Origin of the sequence: Sphingobacterium paramultivorum (assembly GCF_014109745.1) — a bacterium.
Classification (GTDB): domain Bacteria; phylum Bacteroidota; class Bacteroidia; order Sphingobacteriales; family Sphingobacteriaceae; genus Sphingobacterium; species Sphingobacterium paramultivorum.
Genome location: NZ_CP058555.1, coordinates 5,837,317 through 5,856,797, shown reverse-complemented (window position 1 = coordinate 5,856,797; position 19,481 = coordinate 5,837,317). Strand labels below are relative to the sequence as shown.

General features: G+C 38.6%; 19 protein-coding genes. 6 read left to right on the top strand and 13 right to left on the bottom strand.

The window, feature by feature from the left end; translation table 11 throughout:
• Nucleotides 1–4: 4 nt before the first annotated feature.
• Both HS960_RS24205 and HS960_RS24200 read right to left on the bottom strand, forming a co-directional pair.
• Entirely contained in the window at nucleotides 5–712 is a 708-nt protein-coding gene (locus HS960_RS24205) for a response regulator transcription factor (protein ID WP_070563139.1), read from the bottom strand.
• Nucleotides 702–1,577 (bottom strand): sensor histidine kinase, encoded by an 876-nt coding sequence (locus tag HS960_RS24200; RefSeq protein ID WP_088162930.1) that lies wholly within the window; start codon nucleotides 1,575–1,577, stop codon nucleotides 702–704. The genes HS960_RS24205 and HS960_RS24200 overlap by 11 nt, the downstream gene beginning before the upstream one ends.
• A 211-nt stretch (nucleotides 1,578–1,788) precedes the next feature.
• Here HS960_RS24200 and HS960_RS24195 point away from each other — a divergent pair, with 211 nt between their 5' ends.
• Nucleotides 1,789–2,493 (top strand): YjjG family noncanonical pyrimidine nucleotidase, encoded by a 705-nt coding sequence (locus HS960_RS24195; RefSeq protein ID WP_159731121.1) that lies wholly within the window; start codon nucleotides 1,789–1,791, stop codon nucleotides 2,491–2,493.
• 32 nt (nucleotides 2,494–2,525) lie between these two features.
• On the opposite strand, the gene HS960_RS24190 is transcribed toward HS960_RS24195, so the two are convergent.
• The 3 genes from HS960_RS24190 to HS960_RS24180 all read right to left on the bottom strand — a co-directional run bounded on the left by HS960_RS24190 (nucleotide 2,526) and on the right by HS960_RS24180 (nucleotide 6,224).
• Entirely contained in the window at nucleotides 2,526–3,335 is an 810-nt protein-coding gene (locus HS960_RS24190) for a 3-keto-disaccharide hydrolase (protein ID WP_083663849.1), read from the bottom strand.
• Between the two features lie 67 nt (nucleotides 3,336–3,402).
• On the bottom strand, nucleotides 3,403–5,844 hold the full coding sequence (locus tag HS960_RS24185) for a TonB-dependent receptor domain-containing protein (protein WP_182330777.1): 2,442 nt from the start codon (nucleotides 5,842–5,844) through the stop codon (nucleotides 3,403–3,405).
• Between the two features lie 98 nt (nucleotides 5,845–5,942).
• Nucleotides 5,943–6,224 (bottom strand): ATP-dependent Clp protease adaptor ClpS, encoded by a 282-nt coding sequence (locus HS960_RS24180; RefSeq protein ID WP_046671971.1) that lies wholly within the window; start codon nucleotides 6,222–6,224, stop codon nucleotides 5,943–5,945.
• A 78-nt stretch (nucleotides 6,225–6,302) separates the two neighbouring features.
• Between HS960_RS24180 and HS960_RS24175 the strand changes: the two genes are divergently transcribed.
• Nucleotides 6,303–7,349 carry a 3-oxoacyl-ACP synthase III family protein gene (locus HS960_RS24175; protein WP_159731117.1) on the top strand — a complete coding sequence of 349 codons (1,047 nt, stop codon included), beginning with the start codon at nucleotides 6,303–6,305 and terminating at the stop codon, nucleotides 7,347–7,349.
• A 73-nt stretch (nucleotides 7,350–7,422) separates the two neighbouring features.
• On the opposite strand, the gene atpG is transcribed toward HS960_RS24175, so the two are convergent.
• From atpG to HS960_RS24135, 8 genes are all read right to left on the bottom strand, one after another.
• On the bottom strand, nucleotides 7,423–8,322 hold the full coding sequence (gene atpG / locus HS960_RS24170) for an ATP synthase F1 subunit gamma (protein ID WP_153847273.1): 900 nt from the start codon (nucleotides 8,320–8,322) through the stop codon (nucleotides 7,423–7,425).
• Between the two features lie 77 nt (nucleotides 8,323–8,399).
• The gene (atpA, locus tag HS960_RS24165; RefSeq protein WP_153847274.1) at nucleotides 8,400–9,974 is read right to left on the bottom strand and encodes a F0F1 ATP synthase subunit alpha; all 1,575 of its coding nucleotides are present in this window, start codon (nucleotides 9,972–9,974) and stop codon (nucleotides 8,400–8,402) included.
• Between the two features lie 54 nt (nucleotides 9,975–10,028).
• The gene (locus HS960_RS24160; protein WP_182330776.1) at nucleotides 10,029–10,571 is read right to left on the bottom strand and encodes a F0F1 ATP synthase subunit delta; all 543 of its coding nucleotides are present in this window, start codon (nucleotides 10,569–10,571) and stop codon (nucleotides 10,029–10,031) included.
• A gap of 29 nt (nucleotides 10,572–10,600) precedes the next feature.
• Nucleotides 10,601–11,101: a F0F1 ATP synthase subunit B gene (locus HS960_RS24155; protein WP_046671966.1), complete on the bottom strand. Its 501-nt coding sequence runs from the start codon at nucleotides 11,099–11,101 to the stop codon at nucleotides 10,601–10,603.
• Nucleotides 11,102–11,197: 96 nt separating this feature from the next.
• Nucleotides 11,198–11,386, bottom strand: coding sequence for an ATP synthase F0 subunit C (gene atpE, locus HS960_RS24150; RefSeq protein WP_021188666.1), 189 nt, complete (start codon nucleotides 11,384–11,386; stop codon nucleotides 11,198–11,200).
• A 34-nt stretch (nucleotides 11,387–11,420) separates the two neighbouring features.
• On the bottom strand, nucleotides 11,421–12,617 hold the full coding sequence (gene atpB, locus HS960_RS26960) for a F0F1 ATP synthase subunit A (RefSeq protein ID WP_228280118.1): 1,197 nt from the start codon (nucleotides 12,615–12,617) through the stop codon (nucleotides 11,421–11,423).
• 488 nt (nucleotides 12,618–13,105) lie between these two features.
• Nucleotides 13,106–13,321, bottom strand: a complete 216-nt coding sequence (locus HS960_RS27190) for an AtpZ/AtpI family protein (RefSeq protein ID WP_075994172.1) — start codon at nucleotides 13,319–13,321, stop codon at nucleotides 13,106–13,108.
• Between the two features lie 83 nt (nucleotides 13,322–13,404).
• Entirely contained in the window at nucleotides 13,405–15,630 is a 2,226-nt protein-coding gene (locus tag HS960_RS24135) for a helix-turn-helix domain-containing protein (protein WP_182330775.1), read from the bottom strand.
• A 196-nt stretch (nucleotides 15,631–15,826) separates the two neighbouring features.
• Between HS960_RS24135 and HS960_RS24130 the strand changes: the two genes are divergently transcribed.
• The 4 genes from HS960_RS24130 to HS960_RS24115 all read left to right on the top strand — a co-directional run bounded on the left by HS960_RS24130 (nucleotide 15,827) and on the right by HS960_RS24115 (nucleotide 19,459).
• Nucleotides 15,827–16,324 (top strand): cupin domain-containing protein, encoded by a 498-nt coding sequence (locus HS960_RS24130; RefSeq protein ID WP_046671961.1) that lies wholly within the window; start codon nucleotides 15,827–15,829, stop codon nucleotides 16,322–16,324.
• Nucleotides 16,325–16,561: 237 nt separating this feature from the next.
• Nucleotides 16,562–17,308, top strand: coding sequence for a hypothetical protein (locus HS960_RS24125; RefSeq protein WP_159731111.1), 747 nt, complete (start codon nucleotides 16,562–16,564; stop codon nucleotides 17,306–17,308).
• Between the two features lie 10 nt (nucleotides 17,309–17,318).
• A complete protein-coding gene (locus HS960_RS24120; protein WP_088162938.1) occupies nucleotides 17,319–18,428 on the top strand; it encodes a hypothetical protein in 1,110 nt (369 codons plus the stop codon).
• A 35-nt stretch (nucleotides 18,429–18,463) separates the two neighbouring features.
• Nucleotides 18,464–19,459, top strand: coding sequence for a hypothetical protein (locus tag HS960_RS24115; RefSeq protein WP_182330774.1), 996 nt, complete (start codon nucleotides 18,464–18,466; stop codon nucleotides 19,457–19,459).
• The last annotated feature ends 22 nt before the right edge of the window (nucleotides 19,460–19,481 follow it).

Genomic DNA, 19,481 nt, shown 5'->3' with positions numbered 1-19,481 from the left:
CTACCTATGCGTTATTGTCGGTAAACTTATAACCAACACCTCTGATAGAATGGAAATAAATCGGATGCTTTTGATCTGGTTCGAAATATTTTCGGAAGGTTAAGATAAAATTGTCGATGGTACGTGTAGATGGGTAAACATCGTAATTCCATACGGTCTCCAATATTTGTTCCCTGGATACAGCCTCATTACGTCGCTCAATCAACAGTTTCAACAGCATGGTTTCCTTCTTTGTCAACGAAGTGATCGTGCCATCCGCATGATGTAGCTCATACGAATTAAAATAGATCGTTTTATCACCTATTTGATAAGAATTTAGTTCTTTCAAATCATCCGGTTTCATGCCACGACGCACCAAATTTCCAACACGAAGGATCAATTCTTCTAAGTTGAAAGGTTTTACCAGATAATCATCCGCCCCTTTCTTAAGACCCGTAATTCGATCCTCACTGCTATTTTTCGCAGTTAAAAACATGATAGGAACCTCAGTGTTTTGCAGTCGAATAGTTTCAGCCACTTGGAATCCATCAATTTCTGGAATCATCACATCCAAAACCACCAAGTTGAAACGTTCCTCCTTGAAGACTTTTAGTGCTTTTTTTCCATCGGTAGCCGTAGTAACACGGTAACCTTCCATTTCGAGATTCAACTTGATAGCTTCTAACAAGTGTTCTTCATCTTCGACAAGTAATATTCTTTGTTTACTTTGCATTTCTTTCAAATGTTACTTCAAAAATACTCCCTTTAGGAGTGTTATCTTTAACTTTTATGGTCGCGTCGTGCTTCTGCAATACGGTTTTCACGATATATAACCCCAAACCTGTGCCTTTGGTTTTTCGTGTTGCCTCACTTCCCACGCGATAAAACTTATTAAAGATAAGTTTTTTCTCTTCATCACTGATACCGATACCATGGTCAGCAACAGAAAAAATTATTTTATTATTCTCCGTATATAATTTCACATCCACCATAGCACATGCCGGCGAATACTTAATTGCATTTTCTATCAGATTAGTAACCACATTACTAATCGCAAACTTATCCGCATGAATAATGATATCCGCTTCCAAATAAGGTTTCAAAACTTGTGAACTACAGGAATTCTTCTGAAGCCTATCTACAACCTGTTCTACCAAAGCAGTAAAATTAAAATCCTCTTTAGGCATACTGTAATTTCGGCTGTCCAACTTAGTTGTCATCAATACATTTTCCACCAGATCATCCAAACGCTCGATATCCTTCAGCGAGTTTCTCAAGAACGTTTGTTGTTGCTCTTTGTCAAGATCACGTCTCAAAATAGTTTGAATATACAATTTGACGGAAGCCAATGGCGATTTAAGTTCATGCGTAATAGCCAAGAGAAAGTTCTGCTGTTGTTGAAGCAGCTTCTGCTCCCTTTCAACCAGCCGCTTCAACCGCCATGCACCCCACAAGAAAATAATCAAGAAGAATATTCCCTCTCCTATAATCATGTTCTTTTTACTCGGATCAAAACGGATAAACATCACCCCCCACCATATCAGTTGCATAACCGCATAGAACAATAGAAAATAAAAGAGTAACAGCGCTTTCTTCATGTGACAAAAATAGGTATTCACCCATGTATTCGGAAATATCAGAAGGATTATGACACAAAGAAGAAAATTAACCGATTCGCAATAAGACTAAAATCACCAAACAGTCATATAAACCATCGGAGACCCCATATCGATAAAAGTGACCTTTAATTTCATCACTAGATAACCCAACTGACTTGGAATTTCAGGTTAATTTGTTTTAATTTTGCATATGTTTAATCACAAGAAAAAAGACATTTTCTTCGACCTAGATCATACCATATGGGATTTTGATAAAAATGCCGAAGAAAGTCTGCACGAGCTATATTTTAAATACAAGTTTGATCACTTGTTTAATCAACAGTCATCCACTCGTTTTATAGAAACTTATACGGTTAACAATCATCGACTTTGGGGACTCTATCATCACGGAAAGATTTCAAAACCAGAACTCAGGAAAGCTCGCTTTGCAGATACCTTTACTGAGCTCGGTGTGGATCCAGAGTTGTTTCCTGAAGAATTCGAACTGGAGTATCTCACTATCTGTCCCAAAAAAACAAATCTGTTTCCCCATGCACATGAAACCTTGGCTTATTTGGGTGACAGATACAATCTTCACTTGATATCTAATGGTTTTAAAGAGGCCTGTGAGACCAAACTGGAAAAGAGCAACCTAAACAAATATTTCAAACACATTTTTATTTCCGAAGTCATCGGTGTGAATAAACCGGATCCCCGAATATTTGAGTTTGCTATGACGACTGCTCAAGCGCAGGCCCAGCAATCACTGATGATCGGAGATAATCTTGATGCCGACATCCGTGGAGCCGTAAATGTAGGCATGGACGCCATTTTCTTTAACCCAAATGTTATTGAAAAACCAGACGATGTATCACATATGATTATCGACTTAAAAGAACTACAATCGATACTATAGAAAATAGAAAAAGCAGCTTTAAGCTGCTTTTTCTATTTTAGAACCTTAACGGTAATATTCTTAAACCATACATCATTTCCATGATCCTGAAGACCGATAAGCCCCGATTTGCTATCGCCACCAACATGGCTCAACAATTCAAAAGCCAAAGGCCATTTTTCTTCACTGAATTTACTTTTTTGCAATAAATCAATCCAGGACTTATCCCATAATGTATATTCAACAACCTTTACACCATTTTGAAAATGCTCTACCTTGCCATTGTTTACTCTGATCTTAACTTTATTCCACTCGCCATACGGTTTACCATTCTGAGGCTTAGCAGGGATCATATCGTACAATGATGTCGATTTACGATTTCCATCTACACCCATTTTAGCATCAGGATGGTTCTCATTGTCCAAAACCTGACATTCTGGAGACGAGATATAAATCGGTTGTCCTTCCACTTCCTTCGCTAAAAAGAAGATACCTGAATTTGCTCCTTTAGCAACTTTCCATTCCATCTCCAATTCGAAATTCTTGAAATCATGGGCAAAGACCAAGTCACCACCTTCTTCTTTACCAACATTGGCCTGACTATCAAATTTGATCGCCCCTTCGTTAATAACCCATCTTTTTGGGACTACCGTCTTATCATATCCTCTCCAGCCTTCCATCGAAGTACCATCAAAAATAACATAGGCTCCAGCTTTATTCTTTTTAAATTTCTTGATATCTACACGGGGTAAATCTAAGATTTTGTAAGCAGGAACCTCTTTTTTTGCTTGCGCTACGGCAGTATTAAGATGTGCTGAAAAAGCAATCACCGATACCGCAAGAACTGTTTTTAATAACTTCATTCTTTTTAGTTTTAGGTTTGTTTTAAAATTAAATTTAAGCATTTGAGTGTATAAAGAGGAATATTTTTTAATATTCCTCTCCGCCCCCCATTTCATTTGTATTCGACACTTTTTTCTTTGATTTGTTTAAATCTTGGCTACCAAACCGATAGGAAAGTGATAAGGTTACCATCCTCTTCATCCAACGGTGCTCAAAATTTGATATAAGTTGAGCTGTCTCTGTCACACCATTCATTTTTCGCGAATTAAATACATCTCTCACATTCAACATAATAGAAGATTTCTTCTTGAACACATCTTTTTTCAAGGCTAGATCCATACCTTTCATTGCATTCATCTGTCCCTGAGCCATTACACGCGAAGAATTATACTCGCCTCTCATTTGAGCAGAAAACGTTGATGTAAAACGATAATTAGCGGTCAGATTGGCATTATAAGCGAAATCCTTTCGTTCTGTAATATCGTAGTCCGGGTTTGCATTATACTGAATGTGGATCAAATTGAGATTAAATGTAAAGTCAAAATCCTTCGTTGCGTTGACTTTTGAAATAAACTCAAAACCCGAAAGATTACGACTGGTCATATTCTCCCATCTACTGTATGTTCTTCCATCCTCTATCTTGTAAACAAATGGCTGAATAACCTCACTAGCGTGATTGAAATAAGCCGAAGATATCAGGTTTACTTTACCAAAGGTTTTGGCAAAGCTCATTTCCAAGCTGTGCACATCTTCCGGTTTCAGATTCGGATTTCCCTGACGATAATTCAAATCATCGGATACATTTAAAAATGGGTTAACTTGCCAACCACGAGCCCGTTGGACACGGCGCGAGTAGCTAAATTGAACTTTATCCCCATTTTCACCAACATCGTAGGTTAAAAACAGTGTTGGATATAACCTGAAAAATTTCTGTTTAGCATTGGATTCCTTTTCCACAGCAGCTGGATCCTTGGAGAAATAGGTGGACTTGAGTTCAAATTGCTCTCCCCGGAGTCCGATTTGATAACCAATTTTATCTGTTAATTTATTTTGATAATTCGCATAGATCGCATGGACAGTACTCGTGAAATCAAAATCGTTGCTGATTCTATAGTCCGGCACATAGGTACCTATAGAATCGAGTGATCTGGAAAACTGGGTATCAAATGATTTTCTGATTTGAGACCTGTAGCCCGCCTCGAATTTGCTTACCTCGGAGAAAGGTAAAACATAATCCAATTGAAGGTTGATATTCTTGCCATCCTCAGACGTAACATTCTTCCGTGAGGTGGCCTTCCGTCCATCGGTGTAATTTTGAGAAAAATCATTTGTACCATCTTCCTTATCTCTCCCATAACTCGCATTCCCCGTCAACTCCTCTCCTTCTCGCTTAAATTGATGTCTAAAATCGGCGTTTAATTCATAACCAAGATCGTCTTCAAATTGTGTTGAATTTCGAACGCTCGTTCCTGTCATCTGTGACTGTTTAAAGAACTCATAATTCAAGTCTTCTATTCGCTTGTTATCACGTATACTTAAATTACCCGAAAAACTCAATGAAGTACGGTCTGACATATTATAATCAAACCCAGCTTTTACCGTATGGCTATTGCCCTTTCTTGACGATTCGGATTCGCTATGATTACGCGTGCTATCACCAAAAAACGTGTTGTCCGTTTTCCCACTTCCCACCATGTTTCGTTTATTGAAGTTATAGGATCCGAAGTAATTGAATTTCCGATCACGATAATTCAAGGTCAATCCCGCCATATAGTTATCATAGGATCCTGCAGAAGTATTTACAGATCCATTTAATCCCGTCCTAATATTCTTCTTTAAAACGATATTGATAATTCCTGTTTGCCCCTCCGCATCATATTTCGAGGAAGGGTTCGTGATAACTTCAACTTTTTCAATTGAATTGGCAGGTAGACTCTGAAGCAAAGAAGTTACATCGTTTCCTGCTAAAGCAGACTCTCGGCCGTCGATTAAAATTTTCACACTACTTGATCCACGCAAACTGACCGATCCATCCTGATCAACTTGCAAAGTGGGAACATTCGCAAGCACATCGGTCGCTGTTCCACCCGCGCTGACCAAACTCTCACCTACATTGAAGGTTTTACGGTCTATACCAATTTGCATAGCTGGAGCTCTTCCTTCAATAACAACTTCGTTCAACATATTACCTGTAGATTTCAAAGCGATTCGACCTAAGTCCTTACTTTTATCCCCTAATACCTCTATACTATCAATAGTATGTGTCTCGTAGCCAACATAAGTGATACGGACATTATATTTACCAGGTTTAATATCAGACAACAAAAGGAATCCTTGGGATACAGACTGTCCGCCCTTAACAAAGACGTTACTATTGACGTCCAAGAGCGCGACACTAGCCGATGAAATAGGTTTAGAAGTTTCGCTATCGACTAAAATAGCTTTGATTTGACCTGTTTGAGCAAAAAGGACAACAGGTAAAAAGAATACGAATAAGAAAGATTTAAACGATTTAGCGTAAAAAAACATGCTTCAGCTTAGTTTATAGTTATAGTGCAAAGAAAACTAAAACTTACAGACAAAATTGAAGCGTAACCATATTATTACGGTAACAAAAGAATAGCAAATTACTCCACAGAAACAGTCAATCCCTCGGCTTTCAGAATTTTACGATAGATCTCCATCTCCGTATAAGTACCCTCCAATACAGCACATTTCCCTTCAGTATGCACTTTCCAGGCAATCTTCTCAGCTTGCTTCTCGGTATATTGTAAATGATAGATGAGACAATGAATCACATGTTCAAACGTATTGGTTTCATCATTCCACAAAATGAGTCGATTAGACTCTTTGACAGAGGCTAATATCTCTTCTAACGTAAAGGTTTCTTCAGCAGTTTGGGTACCCATTCTGCAAAAATAGAATATTTTTTTCTAAATTAACGATAATATAAAAGGGAAGAATACAATCAATTAGAGGAATTTATTATGTTACAGTCAAAAATTGCAGGAATTGGCTACTACGTTCCAAAAAACGTATATACCAATAATGACCTAACACGCTTTATGGATACCAGTGACGAATGGATTCAAGAACGAACTGGCATTAAAGAACGTAGATATGCAGACCGAATAGGCGAAACCACCACCACTATGGGTGTCGAAGCAGCTAAAATTGCCATCGAACGAGCCCATATTACACCCGAAGATGTCGACTTCATCATCTTTGCCACCTTATCACCAGATTATTATTTCCCGGGCTGCGCCGTACTACTGCAACGGGAAATGGAAATGAAGGAGGTCGGGGCACTGGATATTAGAAACCAATGTTCAGGTTTTATATATGCGCTTTCCATTGCCGATCAATTTGTCAAAACAGGGATGTACAAAAATGTGCTAGTGGTTGGTTCCGAAAAACACTCTTTTGCACTTGACTTTTCTACGAGAGGACGAGCCGTTTCCGTGATTTTCGGCGATGGTGCTGGAGCAGTGGTTGTGCAACCCACAACCGAAAATGGCAAAGGAATCCTGAGCACGCACTTACATTCAGACGGAGCCGATGCTGAAAAGCTAGCGATGTATTACCCCGGAGCTTCTAGTGGAATTTGGCTGGATAAAATGCCCGACTGGCCGGATCAGGAATTGGGCGGATTATTGATGACCAAAGAGATGCTCGAAGATGGAACTGCGTTTCCAAATATGGATGGCCAGGCCGTCTTCAAAAAAGCTGTTGTCAAATTTCCTGAGGTCATTCATGAAGCACTAGCAAAAAATAATTTAAAAACCAGTGATATCGATTTATTGATTCCACATCAGGCCAATCTTCGCATCTCGCAATTTGTACAGAAAACTCTTGGATTAAGGGAAGATCAGGTATTCAACAATATTCAGAAATATGGTAATACCACTGCTGCCTCTGTACCGATAGCACTATGCGAGGCTTGGGAAGAAGGAAAGATTAAAGAAGGTGATCTCGTATGTTTGGCTGCTTTCGGAGCAGGATTTACGTGGGGTTCAGCCTTAATTCGATGGTAGATAATAGCGTATATAGAAAAAGGGCTAATCATGTATGATTAGCCCTTTTTCTATATATTCCCGAATAAAAAAATTACCCGTTTGATAATGCTGCTGCACCAGATACGATCTCCGTCAATTCTGTTGTAATTGCAGCTTGACGTGCCTGGTTGTAAGATAGCTTAAGTGATTTGATTAAGTCACCAGCATTCTCTGTAGCTTTATCCATTGCCGTCATACGTGCTCCATGCTCAGAAGCATTCGAATCTAAAACAGCTTTGTATAATTGAATCTTGATTGCTTTAGGAATCAACTCCTCGATAATCTTCTCTTTGGAAGGCTCGATGATATAATCCACCTCAGCTTCTATTTTTGCTTTATGCGTATGTTGTTTGTTTTCCTCCGCAGGTAATAATGGTAAAATCTGCTCTGCAGTCAACTCTTGAACTGCTGCATTTTTGAACTGATTATAAACCACTTCAACACGATCAAAATTACCTTCTTTGAATTGTTCCATGATAAATTCAGTCACCACAGATACAGAACCAAAATTTAAATCAGAAAACAAATCAGAGTGATTAGCTACCACATTGAAGTTACGTTTCGAGTAGAAGTCATAACCCTTTTTACCAATACCAATGATACTCAAATTACCCTTTGCATGTTGCTCGGCATATTTGTTAAAGATCAAGTTATTAGTCGCTTTGATAACATTTGCGTTGAATGCTCCAGCCAAACCTCTGTTAGAAGAAACAACAACGATCAACACCTTATTTGGCTCGCGGTCTACTGTAAAAGGAGAGTTACTTCCTTCAACACTCGCAGAAACATCCGCCAAAATATCTCTTAGTTTATTCGCATATGGGCGCAATTGTAAGATAGCGTTAGTAGCGCGCTTCAATTTAGCAGCCGAAACCATTTTCATAGCTTTCGTGATCTGCTGTGTTGATGATACCGAGGTAATCCGGTTTCTTACTTCTTTTAAATTTGCCATATTTGTTTTAAGTATTAAGTATCTAGTATTGAGTATCGAGCCTTGTCAATAGACTCAATACCAAATACTCATTACTATTAATATTTTGATGCTAAATCCTTAGCTACTGTTTCTAATACTGCAGTTAATTCATCGGAGAACTTATTAGCTTTAAAAGCTGACAAGACTTCTGGATGACGTTGCTCCAAATGCGTTAAGAATTCTTCTTCAAATTCTCTCACCTTGTTTACGGGAACATTACGCAATAAACCTTTTGTTCCGATATAAATAATCGCAACTTGTTTCTCTACAGAAACTGGAGAGTATTGACCTTGTTTCAAGATCTCAACGTTACGAACACCTTTATCTAAGACAGATTTAGTAGCAGCATCTAGATCAGAACCGAATTTCGCAAAAGCTTCCAATTCACGGTACTGAGCTTGATCTAACTTTAATGTACCAGATACCTTTTTCATCGGTTTGATCTGCGCGTTACCACCTACACGAGATACAGAGATACCTACGTTGATCGCTGGACGAATACCTGCGTTGAACAAGTTAGACTCCAAGAAGATCTGACCATCTGTAATTGAAATTACGTTGGTTGGGATATACGCAGAAACGTCACCAGCTTGAGTTTCGATGATCGGAAGTGCAGTTAATGAACCACCACCTTTCACCAAGTGTTTGATCGACTCAGGTAGATCATTCATGTTGCGTGCGATATCATCTGAAGAGTTGATTTTCGCTGCACGCTCCAACAAACGGCTGTGTAGATAAAATACGTCACCTGGGTATGCTTCGCGGCCCGGTGGACGACGTAACAATAAAGAAACCTCACGGTAAGCTACCGCTTGTTTAGACAAATCATCATAAACGATCAATGCTGGACGGCCTGTATCACGGAAAAACTCGCCGATAGCAGCACCCGACATTGGCGCATAGAACTGAAGTGGAGCTGGATCAGCAGCAGATGCAGCAACAACTACTGTATAAGCCATAGCACCTCTTTCCTCCAATGTACGCACGATATTCGCAACTGTAGAATTCTTTTGACCTACGGCAACGTAGATACAAAATACAGGTTCTCCTGCATCATAGAATTCTTTTTGGTTCAAGATTGTATCGATACAAACAGCTGTTTTACCTGTTTGACGGTCACCAATAACCAACTCACGTTGACCACGACCAACTGGAATCATCGCATCGATCGCTTTGATACCTGTTTGTAATGGCTCAGTTACCGGTTGACGGTAGATAACACCTGGGGCTTTACGCTCGATAGGCATTTCATACAAATCACCTTGAATAGGTCCTTTACCATCGATTGGTTGACCTAAAGTATTTACAACACGTCCCAACAAGCCTTCACCAACTTTGATGGATGCAATACGGTTGGTACGTTTAATAGTATCTCCTTCTTTGATTTCATCAGAAGGACCTAAAAGTACAACGCCAACGTTGTCTTCTTCTAAGTTTAATACAATACCTTGTAATCCGTTATCAAATTCAACCAACTCACCGGACTGAACTTTAGTTAAGCCGTAAATACGAGCAATACCGTCACCTACAGCAAGTACGGTACCCACTTCCTCTAGTTCGGCTTCTGATTTAAAGCCCGACAATTGCTCTCTTAGAATTGCCGAAACTTCATCTGGTCTTACCTCTATCATTTTAATTATTATAAGGGGTTTTTTGATTTATTTTACTTCAAGTATCAGAACAAATTAATTATTCTGATTCAAATATCTTTCCAATTTATTCAACTTACCAGCAATACTTGCATCAATTTGGCGATCGCCGATATTGACTACAAATCCACCGATCAAACTATGATCAACTTTATTGATCAATATCACTTGAGCGTTGGTTTCTTTCGCAAGTACATCTTTCATCGCTGCCAAATTAGCTTCAGAAAGCGGCGCTGCAGATGTAACTGTAGCTTTCACAATTCCTTTTACCTCGTTGTACTCACGAATAAATTCTTGAGCAGTGGCATAAACAATCTCGCCACGACCTTTATTGATCATGATCTTAAAGAATGCCAAGATATTTGGATTGATCTTATCTTTAAATAGCGCATCCAATATGTTTTTCTTCTTGTCCAAAGGAACAATAGGATTGGCAAAAACCGCTTGCAATTCTGTACTGGATTTCAAAACAGCAATGAATGAATCCATATCCTCCTTGATTGTTTCCAGTGAGCCTTGCTCGCTAGCCAAGTCGATTAATGACTTAGCGTATCTTGATGCTACTTTAAATACTGACATAATTCTATTTCGTAATTTGAGTGACCGGATTAGTTCAATTTAACGTCATTAAGCAAATCTGCTACTAAAGCTTCTTGCTTTCCTTGGTCCTCAAATTCTTTGTTTAACACTTTACGAGCAATATCCAAAGACAAAGAAGAAACCTGAGACTTAACCTCAGCCAAAGCTTTGTTCTTTTGTTCGTTGATCTCGATTTTTGCTTGTGCAATCAATTTTGCACCTTCAGCCTGTGCCTGAGTTTTTGCCTCAGCTACAATCTTATCTTTAAGTTCTTTTGCTTCCTTAAGGATAACATCGCGTTCTGCGCGAGCTTCTTTTAGTAATTGTTCGTTCTCATTTGTTAAACGAGCCATTTCTAATTTAGCTTTTTCAGCAGCCTCCAAAGCACTTGCAATACCTTTTTCACGTTCGTCTAGGGCATCAACAATTGGTTTCCATGCGAATTTACCTAATAAAAAGATAATAACCACAAGGACGATGACCATCCAAAAAAACAAACCGTACGAAAACGAATGTATTAATTTATCCATTGTTATACTATATAATGATAATTCTTATTTTTTAAGATTCAGGAATAATATAACCTGCAACCAACCGTTGCAGGTTATACCATAAAACCGTTGTGACTATTTACCTAATAATAAAGCACCGAATGCTAAACCTTCAAGTAAGGCACCAATGATAATCATTGCAGTTTGGATTTTAGATGCTGCTTCTGGTTGACGAGCGATAGCTTCCATTGCAGAACCACCAATTTTACCTAAACCTAAACCTGCACCGATAACGATTAAACCGGCTCCAATTAAATTGTACATAATGTATGATTTGAATAATTAAAAAATTTACTAATTAATGATCGTGATGTTCTTCAACCGCCATACCGATAAATAAGGATGACAACATCGTAAAAATAAATGCTTGTAAGAATGCTACCAATAATTCGATAACCATCAAGAAGATTGTCAAGAACATGGAAACACCGATACTACCCACTACTGTCAATTGGTGTTGCAATAAATAAACAATTGCAATCAATCCCATTACGACCGTGTGACCAGCTGTAATATTTGCAAACAAACGTACCATCAAAGAGAATGGTTTTGTAAACAATCCCAATACCTCAATTGGCGCTAAAACAAATTTAAATGGAACCGGAACTCCTGGCATCCAAAAAATATGCTTCCAGTAGTTTGCGTTTGCTTTGATATTCACAATTAAGAACGTAAAAAGAGCCAAACATAAAGTTACCGTAATATTTCCTGTAACGTTGAACCCTAGTGGTGTCAAACCAACCAAGTTTAAAATCCAGATCAAAAAGAATACAGACAATAAATAAGGCATGAATTCCTTGTAACGATGACCAATGTTTGGAATAGCCATCTCATCACGTACATAGATAACCAAAGGCTCCAATACACGTCCAACACCTTTAGGTAAATTGTTAGCGCCTTTTTTATATGTTTTAGCCAAACTAATAAATGCCCAAAACATTAAAAATGCAGCCAAAAACAAACCAACAACACTTTTAGTGATCGAAAAATCTAAAGGCATCACTACAGATGGATGAAAATCAACAGCATCATGAATTTCATGAGAACCAATCACATAAGAAGTTTCAAATTCCTTTTTCTCTTCTTTTCCATCTTCATTTATAGTCATAACATAACTACCATCAGCATTTTTACGATACTCATGACCAGTCAAATTACCAGTAGCATCAGTCTTATAAATTTTCCCGTGATACAATGCATAATATTGGCCATCAACCTCAGCAACTTTATTACCGTGATCGAATGCCGAAGCCATAAAAACTTTCAAGCCATTATCGATCAAAATTACCGGCAATGAAAAACCATAATGTTTACCTGTCTCTTCATCCGAAAAGAAGCTAAAATAATAATCATCTTGTAAGTGATGCTCAATATGGCTATTGATTTCCTCAGCCTGCGATTTTTCTCCGTGTGCATCCTCATTCGCCTTTGTTAAAAATGGCGCAACTGCAAACAGAATAACTGCTAAAAATTGAAGTGTTCTTTTAAGACTCACGATACTACTATTATGTTATTTAAAATTTTTTGCGAAAATACTATATATAAAGCACAAAAGCTACTTTAATATTACATTTTTTTGAAAAAACTATCGTTTTCTCCCTTAGGATTTGTTTAAAGCCTTGTAAGCAAATATAACATCGTAAAAAAGGAATAAAACGACAACGATCAAATAGTTATATTTTAAAATATCAGCCTGCGGTTTTGCCAACCCATTATGGATATATACATAATTTAGGACAAACTTTAAAGTCAATAACCCCAAGAAAACAAAACCAACATATTGCGGAAATTTCTGCGAACAGTAACTTATCCCCACCATGATGATCACGGATAATATCAGTTGAAAAATATAAATTTCATACAATGGAAAATGTAGATCTCCCAGGGAATGTATACCATCAAAAGACTTTAACAAAAAGAAATGAACGGCAAAAATTAATACCGCAACAAAAAATAAAATAAGGGCCTGCTTTATATATACTATCATCTATCGTTTAATCGATTCACTTGTCTAATGACTTGATATAGAGAAATTCCAATCCCTCCAAGGGTACAGATCTTCATCCATAATTGGTTCTCAGCATGAAACTTACCGTCCAGCCAATCCCCCAATAAATAAAATGCGTAAATGGTAAAAACCATCTGGGTTGAAATAGTCGTCAGCACAAGCCACTTGTTAGGATCTTTCTTGTTTTCCATAAGCAATCTTAAGGTTATCAATGGGCTTTCAACAAACTATATCACACAATTTGTTACAAATATACGCTATAAATTTTTATTGCCTACAATCCCAAAACTTTTTGTCCAATTTTAATATCCGGATAATCAATATCCGCCCCCAAAAGCATTTTAAGTTCCGAAGAAGACTTATCCGGATTTGCACGAATAACACCAAGAATACGATCCAACTTCTCCTGTTCGATCAACTCTGTTGCTTCCACTTCCGTACCAACAAAATTAATTAAATGTCCATATATCGTACCCGCAACCATCCCACGCTTAACCGCTATATTAGGAATACTCATACCATCCTTAAACATTTCTAAGGAAATATCCTTTGTATCCAACTTCTTAGGTCCTTCTTCATCTGCACTTTGTGCAGCCAATTCATCTTTTTCTTTGGTCTTCACGCTGGCAGCAACATCGAGCATCGCTGTTTGAAAATCTTCCCGTTTTGAAAGCGTTTCAGCAATAAGCAGACAATGTTGCAACTGCTCGCGTTTTCGCTTGTAATCAAGCAATAGTGCTTTTAACTCGTCAATATATTTCTTCGTACGTTTTCGTATCTGGTACTCTTCGATATGTTTGGTTAAAGCCTCAATCAGATCTACATCCATTTTCGGTAAAAACCAATTGACCGCAGCAGTAGAACGTTCACAGATTACGTCATAATCGATCGCGTTTTTATCCCGCAACAAATCATACAGTACAACAATAAACTTATGTGCAACTTTCTCTTGGGTCTGAAGGTGCTTGACCAATTGTTGAAAAAATAGTAATGCTTGTTCCTTTCCATCAATATTACGCTCCTCAAGTGATTTCAGTAACTCAGAAGTCTCGGCCAATAGACCGTCCCAACGGAAACCGTGCATTAAAATCTGGCCAAGATAATTCCGTTGGCATTTCTCTAGAATTTCATTGATATCAGCCTGACCCTGAGTACGCTGCGCAAATTCAACAACTTGATAATCTGTACGGATGGCATAAGAAGGGATGATCGATTTTAATACAAGTCCATCCAAACTCGTTAAACGGCTCAATGCAACGTATACCTGTCCCGCGGCAAAAGAGGTCCCCGCGTCGATGATTGCTTTTTGGAAAGTTAAGCCCTGGCTTTTATGAATGGTGATAGCCCAAGCCAGTCGAAGTGGAAATTGCGAAAATGTACCCAATATCTCCTCCTTAATCTGATCTTGCCCCTTATCGTAATTATACCGAATATTTTCCCAGGTCTCCCTTTTTACCGTTACAGATTCCGACCCATCAGGAAATGTAACCGATACTGTGCCCTGCACAGTATCGATGTCCTTTACCGTACCGATCTTTCCGTTGTAATATTTACGTTCATCTCCCGAATCGTTTCGAATAAACATCACCTGTGCCCCTATTTTTAAAGACAACGTTTCTTCAGCAGGATAGGAACCCTGCGCGAAATCGTCCTTTACAACTGCCTTAAGATTTAACATTTTACCCGATAATGACGCCAACTTGGCTCCGTTTATTTCATCAGCATTTCGATTATGGGAGGTCAATGTAATATACTGCTCAGCTTCGCTTGGAACGAAGTCTTTTTCATAGTAACCATTTAAGGTCGTGAGCATGTCACTTGTACACTGATTGTTTCGTATGGCATTCAAAATGGAAATAAAACCCTCATCTTGCTGGCGATAGATTTTATTAAGCTCTAACATCACCAAGGGATTATCTCTTAAAATTTTAGCGTTAAAGAAGAAAACAGAAGAATAATGATCCCGTAAAACATTCCATTCGGCGTCTTTCACAACTGGTGGCAACTGATACAAATCTCCGATAAACAGAACCTGCAACCCACCAAAAGGTCGCATATCGCGACGAACAGATTGCAGGATCACATTAATCGCATCCAATGTATCTGCACGGACCATTGAAACCTCATCAATCACCAATAGCTCAAGTTCCTGCAAGATAGCCCTGCGCTGCTTGGTCAGTTTAATCGTACTGAATAAACGTGATTTATTGTAAATATGACTATCCTGCTCGTCCCAACGTAATTCATAATCTTCTATAAAGGTTCCAAAAGGAAGCCAAAATAAAGAATGTAAAGTGGTCCCGCCCGCATTCATCGCCGCGACGCCCGTAGGAGCCGTAATAGCCATCTTCTTGTAGCTATGCTCACGGATATACTTCAAGAACGTCGTTTTTCCTGTACCCGCCTTTCCTGTAATAAATACGTTCTGGTTCGTTTGGTTAACAAAAGCAACAGCCTGCATAAATGCAGTATTTTCTCGATCGACTTGAAAGTTTGACATATCCTGAAATTAGATTGATCACAAAATTAGCAATTTCATTTTTAACTTCACGCGACACATTATAGCTTAAGACACCTAAAACCGCTCCATTATAACGTATTTAGATAAAGCTAAAACGGTTAACTTAAAATATTAATGGATTTTTTTTATATTTAGCAACTGAATTAACGAATAACAAATTTTTAGAATTTTTAATATGGCTATAGATAAAATCGCATTGTTTGAGAAAGTACAGGAAATGCTGACATCCAAAGGTTTTCGTATTGATAAATCAGATGCTGCACGCCCTTGGGGAGGATTTTTCGTTATTGACGAATCCCAAGCACAAGAATTTGCCGATGAATACTTCGGCGGAATGGATGTACAAGAGTTAAGAATCTCAGGGAAATTAAGTCCAAAAATTTTAATTGTTGCACCAGAGAAAAGACTTTCATGGCAATATCACCACCGTCGTGCCGAAATCTGGCGTGTTATCCAAGGTAACGTAGGCGTTATGGTTTCTGACACAGATGAAGAATCGGTTGTTTCAACATTGAAAGAAGGCGAAACGATTAGATTGCGTCAAGGGCAACGTCACCGTTTAATTGGATTGGATGGCTTCGGTATTCTAGCCGAGATCTGGCAGCACACAGATGCCAACAACCCTTCTGATGAAGACGATATTGTTCGCGTACAAGATGATTTTGGCAGATAATAGTCCCACAGGACCGTTACCGCCAAAACAAAGATTCCCAATCAACAATTGGGAATCTTTGTTTTTACCCTAAACATAAAGTGCCATAGAGGCCAATTCACTCCCCCTACTTTGCATTTCATCGCTTTTATTCAAGCTCCTATCACCCCCGTGTCCATTTCGGGTATTCCATAGCGCAATTCATTAGAAGAGAATATTAATTTTTATTATTTTAGTAGAGATATAATCAACTATGACATGATGAGCAACGACGATACTAAAAGAGGATCCAGTATATTAAACAGTCTAAAGAAATTAATTTTTGAGGACGATCAGCCGCAGCAAACTCCACCGGTACAAGCCCCCCCGACTCCGAGCACTAATGCTGCTCCTGAAAGACTCCATGTACCACCGGCATATTCATCGCCCACGGCTCAGGCTCCAACTGGAAAGACACCGCCCCCAATCCCTATAACAGCCAATGATGGAACAACCGATCTCAAAGAAATGAAATTAAAGGTCTATGCCATTCTTGAAAAACTCAACGAGCAAGGTGTAGATTTTTTCGAAGTGTGGAACGCTGCTGCTGCAATGGGAAAAGTAGAGGAAAACACATTAAAAGCAGCCTATACTTCACTGAAATTTGTAGACAGTTCGTTAACCAAGGATAAACTGGTAGCAACTGGCACAAATTATGCTAATAAATTGAAAGAAACCATTGCCAAAGAATCGGAACAAAAACAGGCTGAAAAGAAAAAGACTGAACAGGACCGAACCATGGAGATTGCAAATCTGAACACCGAAATCAAAACAATAACGGAGAATATCGCCAAATTGCAAGATGATCTACAGAAAAAACAAGTCGCTTTGGAACAAATTAATGAAAAGTACGAACCAAGAATTAAAGATATCGAACAAAAAATAAACATCGGCAACGCGGCCGTTGATGAAGTGGTCACCGAAATCAACACTGCATTGCAGATGATTAATCAATCAATAACATAAAAATAAATCAATGGAAAGAAAAGATCAGTATGTTAATATTCCCGCTGAGATAAAGACGCAACTTCCGATATTTCAAGTACTGGGCGATCATTTGCCTGCACAATTAAAATCACCAGAAGCGAAGAAGACAGCTTCGTCGATCTTCTTTTGGGCACTTTTACTTGGTGGAGCCTTTGCTTTTTTCAAGTACTTACCGATTATGTTGGAATATGCCGGAAAAAGTATACTTTTTGTGATATTCAGTATAATCCTGATTACCTTATTATTGCTAGCTCCAAAGATCATTGCGCTATTGCACCGATTGGGAACCGTCCTACTTTTTAAAGGTGAAAAATCCATCATTAGAAATAACCCTATCGAAACCTTACAACTGTTATCAAGAGATGCAAAAGACACCCTGAAACGTGTGAAGGAAAAAATCAGCAATGTAGACGGTGTCCGCATCGACATGATTCAAAGCGGTGAAACTGCTCAAAAAACAGCCGAAGAGAAGTACACCTATGCGAAACGTTTCACCGCTGAAGCGGCTAATCTCGACGAGAAATCAAAAGAGGAAACGAGCAAAAATAATGCAGAGAAGGCAAATGCTTATGCAAGAGATGCCAAAGAAACACGTACCAAAGCATTTCTATTGGGAAAAGAAGGTGAATCTGAAGAGCAAAATGCGCGCAGTTATGTCCAATATGCCAATCAATTTGCAAAAGTATTGGAAGTCCTAAAAGATAATGAAAGCGCAGCGCGTATCTATGTCAGCACCTTGGATAGCAGCATTTCCATCATTTCCAAGAAGCTAGAAGCCACTCAAAAGATGAAAAATGCCACCGATGGCCTAGCCGATGTTTTCAATATTAAAGATGGCTGGGCATTTCAGGAGGCCATGAATGCAGCAACAGGTGCCATCAGTCAAAATATTGCCTCTATCCGATCGAATCTTGATTTCTTGGATCAAAACAACAACATCACCGTGGGTGGCACGCCTACTCAAGGTGAACTGGAAGAGTTTATCCGCAAAGTTGACGAACGTAATCTAAATGTATTAAACGTAACGCAAATGGCAGATGCTAGCTATGAACTCAAACCCGAAGAAAAAGTAGATAAAGGATTTACATTACTCGATTAATATTTAACTAAAATCAAACTTATTATACGAACATCATGGAAGAAAAATCAACATGGGCAAGATTAAGATGGCCAATCAAAGCAATTATCATCGCCTTACCTATTCTCGCAATCGGTTATTGGGCCATTCAATCGGGCAAATTTGATGCTAATTCGACAGTCCAAACAACAGATTCAACAAGCAATAATGGTCATGCGGTCGCACCTTCATCAGGCTCAGAAACGACTCGTTCATTCAACTATCAACCCGAAAAACCAGTCGACGGCGAATACAAGGGCGTCGTTGAAGTGGGCGCTTCGGGTTTCAATTCCTTTGTCGTCAATATGGACAAAGAAAATCGCTGGGAGATCATTTCCAAAGACTTTGGAAAGTCATTTGCATACGAAGGATTGGCAAATACGGAAGACATCCGTAAAGGATTAAAAGATTATATAGGCATGATGCTCGACAAAGGCGTCAAATCCAAAAACATACATTTCGTTATTAGCTCCGGAGCTCAAAAAGAACCTAAAACTTCAGTTATCAGTGCTGAACTTAGAAAAATGGGCTTTGTGGTCAACCTGGTTACAGCAGAGCAGGAAGGAAAATTAGCGTTAAAATCGGTTCTTCCGAAAGCTTACGAAGACAATTCATTTGTTGTTGATATTGGCTCCGGTAACACCAAAATCTCCTGGATCGACGGTGACACAAAATCGGTAGAAGCACCTGGTGCGAAATATTATGAAAAAGACCTCAAAGATGATGCGGTCTATACAGAAATAAAAAAATTAGGCGAAAAAATTCCAGCAAATAAAAGAGAAGTTTGTTTTATTATAGGCGGGGTTCCTTTTGAATTAGCATCGCAAACACGCCAAGGTGAAGAGCGTTTTACGGTTTTGAACGATCCAGCATCTTACAAAACAGATAAAGTGAAAACAAAGAGCGGTGTCAACATCTATAAAGCAATTAAAGATGCAACCAATTGCGACACCTTCGTATTTGATTGGGATGCCAATTTCACGATCGGATTCCTACTTTCATTAAACAAATAGTCAAGACGATTAACATAAAAAA

Coding starts and splice junctions, on each gene's coding strand:
- HS960_RS24160 (WP_182330776.1), bottom strand. CDS start 10,571: ATGTCAGTATTTAAAGTAGCATCAAGATACGCTAAGTCATTAATCGAC.
- HS960_RS24125 (WP_159731111.1), top strand. CDS start 16,562: ATGATGAGCAACGACGATACTAAAAGAGGATCCAGTATATTAAACAGT.
- HS960_RS24200 (WP_088162930.1), bottom strand. CDS start 1,577: ATGAAGAAAGCGCTGTTACTCTTTTATTTTCTATTGTTCTATGCGGTT.
- HS960_RS24185 (WP_182330777.1), bottom strand. CDS start 5,844: ATGTTTTTTTACGCTAAATCGTTTAAATCTTTCTTATTCGTATTCTTT.
- HS960_RS24130 (WP_046671961.1), top strand. CDS start 15,827: ATGGCTATAGATAAAATCGCATTGTTTGAGAAAGTACAGGAAATGCTG.
- HS960_RS24190 (WP_083663849.1), bottom strand. CDS start 3,335: ATGAAGTTATTAAAAACAGTTCTTGCGGTATCGGTGATTGCTTTTTCA.
- atpA (WP_153847274.1), bottom strand. CDS start 9,974: ATGATAGAGGTAAGACCAGATGAAGTTTCGGCAATTCTAAGAGAGCAA.
- atpE (WP_021188666.1), bottom strand. CDS start 11,386: ATGTACAATTTAATTGGAGCCGGTTTAATCGTTATCGGTGCAGGTTTA.
- HS960_RS24135 (WP_182330775.1), bottom strand. CDS start 15,630: ATGTCAAACTTTCAAGTCGATCGAGAAAATACTGCATTTATGCAGGCT.
- HS960_RS24120 (WP_088162938.1), top strand. CDS start 17,319: ATGGAAAGAAAAGATCAGTATGTTAATATTCCCGCTGAGATAAAGACG.
- atpG (WP_153847273.1), bottom strand. CDS start 8,322: ATGGCAAATTTAAAAGAAGTAAGAAACCGGATTACCTCGGTATCATCA.
- HS960_RS24155 (WP_046671966.1), bottom strand. CDS start 11,101: ATGGATAAATTAATACATTCGTTTTCGTACGGTTTGTTTTTTTGGATG.
- HS960_RS24205 (WP_070563139.1), bottom strand. CDS start 712: ATGCAAAGTAAACAAAGAATATTACTTGTCGAAGATGAAGAACACTTG.
- HS960_RS24175 (WP_159731117.1), top strand. CDS start 6,303: ATGTTACAGTCAAAAATTGCAGGAATTGGCTACTACGTTCCAAAAAAC.
- HS960_RS27190 (WP_075994172.1), bottom strand. CDS start 13,321: ATGGAAAACAAGAAAGATCCTAACAAGTGGCTTGTGCTGACGACTATT.
- HS960_RS24115 (WP_182330774.1), top strand. CDS start 18,464: ATGGAAGAAAAATCAACATGGGCAAGATTAAGATGGCCAATCAAAGCA.
- HS960_RS24195 (WP_159731121.1), top strand. CDS start 1,789: ATGTTTAATCACAAGAAAAAAGACATTTTCTTCGACCTAGATCATACC.
- HS960_RS24180 (WP_046671971.1), bottom strand. CDS start 6,224: ATGGGTACCCAAACTGCTGAAGAAACCTTTACGTTAGAAGAGATATTA.